Here is a 3,072-nt window from a genome sequence, read left to right on the forward strand (position 1 = left end):
ATATTATCCCGATTACCTATGTGCCGGGGAGAAATACAGTTTTTATTTCGATCGCTCTTTCTTTAGCGGAAGCAAGGGAAGCGGAGGCGATATATTTAGGAATTAATGCGGTGGATTATTCCGGTTATCCCGATTGTCGTCCCGAGTATTTAGAGGCCTTTCAAACTTTAGCTAATTTATCATCGAAAGCGGGTTTAGAAGGGAAAGCACCCCAATTAATTGCCCCTTTGGTGATGGATAGTAAGGTAGATATCGTCCGTCGTGCTGTGAGTTTAGGGGTTCCCATTGCTGATACTTGGTCTTGTTATCAAGGAGAAGTTGAACCCTGCGGTTTATGCGATTCCTGCCGCATCAGAGATCAGGCTTTAATTGAGGCAGGTTATCCCGAATTGGCTACTTCCTTCTTAAAACAGTCAGGAAAAGGGGGAGCATAGTGAAAAATGGAGATAATCTAGGCGATTAAATGTTCAATGAGGATTTTACCGCCGATTAATATTAAAACTAAACCGCCGAGAATTTCTACCTTTTGGCTAAATAAATTACCGAATTTATGCCCGATAAAAACAGCTATAAAACATAAAACAAAGGTAATAAAACCAATGACAGTGCAAGCTAAAAGTAAGGGAGTTTTAATCATCGATAGACCCAAACCAACTACTAAAGCATCGATGCTAGTAGCGATCGCTAATCCGATTAAAGTATAGGAATCTAGAGGATTAAATTTTTTTTCCTCGTCATCATTTTGAACAGCTTCGTAGATCATTTTACTGCCGATCGCCCCTAGAATAATAAAAGCGATCCAGTGGTCAAAAGAGGCAAGAAAATCGCGACAGGTTAGACCGATACCCCAACCAATCATCGGCATAATCGCTTGAAATCCCCCAAAAAACAAAGCAATTTTCAAAGCCTTATTAACATGAATATGACGAATCATCAGGCCACTGGTCAGAGAAACGGCCACGGCATCGGCGGCTAATCCCACAGCAACAAAGGAAGTGGTTAAAAGTTCGAGTGAAGTAAACATCTATAGTTGTTTATCCTTTAATTTCCCCTTATCTTAACTAATTTTTACCCAGAAAACTTTCATATTTATCTCATGATCCTCTCATTTATCTATCATTTCTCTAACCTAAGTAGGTAGGCGTTAAAAGTTGTCAGATGCCCCCCTTATCAAGGGGGGATTAAAGGGGGGATCGGCACCCCCCTTATCAAGGGGAGCAGGGGGGATCGAACCTAAAATCCATTTTTAATTTAATTATAACCAGCTACTTAATTACTGAGAGGATCGAATTGAAAACGTTTAAAACCACATTATCGGTTCCTCACCGATTACCTCGACCTGATGGATTGCTTCTGGAGTAAAATTGATGATATCCTCAGCTTCTAGGACTTTTTCGCTCGCTACTGCCATTTTATCGGGAAATTCAGCCGTAGGAGTCCGAGTAACCAATCCTGCTGTTTCATAAATTCCCCCGAATTTTTTCCAGGACAAAGTTGAGGAAGATACCTTTTCCCATCATCGATCATCCCGTCTGCCTTTAAGGTGGCGAACGCTACCATATAGGGAAAGTGCCAAGTAAAAAATTATGATAATTTCGAGAATTACTGGAGAATGAGGTGGGAGAGAACGGTGATAAAATTAGCTAATTGACTCCCCTAACTTAAGCCCCCAATAACCGCTCACCGAAAATATGGCTGATTTTTTTAACACCTATGGTTTTTTAATTGTTTCAATGATCTTTGGGTCCATTTTAGGCATTTCAATTTATCTGCCCTTAATGGCCGGTCAATTATCCTTAGCAACCCCCGGTTTTTACGCTTTAGGTGGTTATGTTGCCGCCATTCTTTCCACGAAAGTTTTTACTAATACCGGTGGCAATTATCCCCTGGCTTTGGTCTTTTTAGAAATGTTAATTGCTGGCATTATTGCGGGAATATTAGCAATATTTTTAGGTATTCCTGTTCTACGTTTGCGAGGGATTTATTTAGCTATTGCCACGATTGCCTGGGTAGAAATTTTGAGAATTATTGCCCTTAATCTCGATATAACCGGCGGTGCGGTCGGTATTTTCGCCATTCCCCAACCTTTCACTACTCAATTAGCCTACCTTTGGCTGGCTTTGCCCCTCTTATTGCTAACTATGCTGTTTCTCTACCGGTTAGAAAACATCAAAATTGGTCGGGCATTTAACGCCATTCGTGCCGATGAGTTGGCGGCTGCGGCCATGGGAATTAATCCCACCTATCACAAGGTTTTATCCTTCACTTTCGGGGCAGTTTTAGCGGCAGTTGTGGGAGCGGTAAGCGCCCATTTTCTCAATACTTGGAATTCCCGTCAGGGAACCTTTGATTCTAGTATTATTTTCTTGGCTTTTGTTTTAATTGGTGGTTCCAGAACTTTTGTCGGGCCGGTGGTGGGAGGCATTGTTTTAACTGCTTTGCCCGAAGTTTTACGCGCCCTCGGCGGCGTGAATGGTTTACCAATTTGGTTGGGGAATTTCTTGCGCGATGGTCGTTTGATTATTTTTGGAATTTTAATTGTTTTGGGAACTATTTTTTATCCCCAAGGCTTAATTACACCTGAATTAATCAAAAAAATAATGCCTTTTAAAAGACGTTCCTCTCTTAGTCAAGTTGATTCCTAATTACAGTGATCAGATTTTAGTTTTCAGTTCATTGATTACTGTTTACTGTTCACAGCCAAAAACTCCCCATCTCCCCACTCCTGGCCCCTAACCCACCCTGCTGATACGGATATCCCCCTTCCGGCTAATGTAAAGAAAACGTTACAGTAACAGGTAAAGCCCAGTAGCCAGGAAGCCGTAGATCATGTTTGAATACTTTAACCAGAAAGCTATCAAAGCGGTGATGTTCGCCCAAGAAGAAGCCCGTCGTACCGGTCACAGTGTCGTCGGTACGGAGCATTTACTGTTAGGATTGATAGGAGAAGCCACCGCCACCGCAGCCTTAATTCTCAAGGATTTAAAAGTTACCCTGCACGAAAGTCGCCGCCTGATTGAAGGAATGACCGGCCGCGGCACCGGTTACAGTCCCGTTAATATCCCTTTTACC

The 3,072-nt window shown here is 42.2% G+C and carries 5 protein-coding genes; 3 read left to right on the top strand and 2 right to left on the bottom strand.

Features of this window, described 5'->3' with window-relative positions; all coding sequences use genetic code 11:
- Positions 1-434: 7-cyano-7-deazaguanine synthase (locus tag PX484_RS07905; RefSeq protein WP_288103382.1), on the top strand; the 434-nt coding region annotated here is incomplete at its 5' end.
- Between the two features lie 17 nt (positions 435-451).
- Here the strand turns inward: PX484_RS07905 and PX484_RS07910 are convergent.
- Positions 452-1,024 carry a manganese efflux pump MntP gene (locus tag PX484_RS07910; RefSeq protein WP_046661714.1) on the bottom strand — a complete coding sequence of 191 codons (573 nt, stop codon included), beginning with the start codon at positions 1,022-1,024 and terminating at the stop codon, positions 452-454.
- Positions 1,025-1,300: 276 nt separating this feature from the next.
- The gene (locus PX484_RS07915; protein WP_287665600.1) at positions 1,301-1,492 is read right to left on the bottom strand and encodes a hypothetical protein; all 192 of its coding nucleotides are present in this window, start codon (positions 1,490-1,492) and stop codon (positions 1,301-1,303) included.
- Between the two features lie 199 nt (positions 1,493-1,691).
- Here PX484_RS07915 and PX484_RS07920 point away from each other — a divergent pair, with 199 nt between their 5' ends.
- Together PX484_RS07920 and PX484_RS07925 are read left to right on the top strand one after the other, a co-directional pair.
- Positions 1,692-2,645 (top strand): branched-chain amino acid ABC transporter permease, encoded by a 954-nt coding sequence (locus PX484_RS07920; protein ID WP_287665598.1) that lies wholly within the window; start codon positions 1,692-1,694, stop codon positions 2,643-2,645.
- Between the two features lie 184 nt (positions 2,646-2,829).
- Positions 2,830-3,072 (top strand): Clp protease N-terminal domain-containing protein (locus PX484_RS07925; RefSeq protein ID WP_288103384.1); only part of this gene is annotated, 243 nt, incomplete at its 3' end.

It is taken from the genome of Microcystis sp. M49636_WE2, from assembly GCF_030065375.1.
Classification (GTDB): Bacteria; Cyanobacteriota; Cyanobacteriia; order Cyanobacteriales; family Microcystaceae; genus Microcystis; species Microcystis aeruginosa_C.

Bases quoted from the DNA above. Each gene is read 5' to 3' on its own strand.
- PX484_RS07910 (WP_046661714.1), bottom strand. From the start codon at position 1,024: ATGTTTACTTCACTCGAACTTTTAACCACTTCCTTTGTTGCTGTGGGA.
- PX484_RS07920 (WP_287665598.1), top strand. From the start codon at position 1,692: ATGGCTGATTTTTTTAACACCTATGGTTTTTTAATTGTTTCAATGATC.